Origin of the sequence: Rahnella victoriana, assembly GCF_004330295.1 — a bacterium.
Classification (GTDB): domain Bacteria; phylum Pseudomonadota; class Gammaproteobacteria; order Enterobacterales; family Enterobacteriaceae; genus Rahnella; species Rahnella victoriana.
The window spans coordinates 1-545 of sequence record NZ_SJOJ01000078.1; the positions used below are offsets into that span (position 1 = coordinate 1).

Sequence of the window (545 nt, forward strand, 5' to 3'; positions counted from 1 at the left end):
TACAGCCTGTCGGTCAGCAAGATTTTCGATGTCGGGCGCTTTACCGGCGTCTCGGCGACGTTTTCCGCCAGCAAGCTGAACTACCGCGATACCGATGAAAACCAGATGTTCCTGTCGCTCAGTGTGCCGCTTGCTTCCGGGCAGCAAATCAGCTACGACGCGCAGCAGGATTCGCAGAGCGGCTTCTCGCAAACGGCGTCGTATTACAACAGTCAGGATCCGGCCAACAGCTGGCGCGTCGGCGCGGGCGGCAGCAGCCCGGATCTGCAAAAAGGCAATGGCGTGTTCCGCGCCAACTACCAGCACATGTCGCCGTACGGCCAGTTCGGGGCCAACGGCAGCGTGAAAAATAACGATTACCGCTCGGTGAATGCTAACTGGTACGGATCGCTGACCGCCACGGCGGCGGGTGCGGCCCTGCATCAGAGCAGCGCCGGCAGCGAGCCGCGCATGATGTTGTCGGCAGGCGTGAAAGGCATTCCGGTCAGCGACGGCGCGTCCGTGACCAACGATTACGGCATCGCGGTGGTGAACGGCGTGTCCAG

1 protein-coding gene is annotated in these 545 nt (G+C 62.0%); it reads left to right on the forward strand.

The window, feature by feature from the left end:
• Positions 1 to 545, forward strand: a 545-nt coding sequence (locus EYY67_RS24380) for a fimbria/pilus outer membrane usher protein (RefSeq protein ID WP_165498009.1), incomplete at both ends; no start/stop codon positions are given.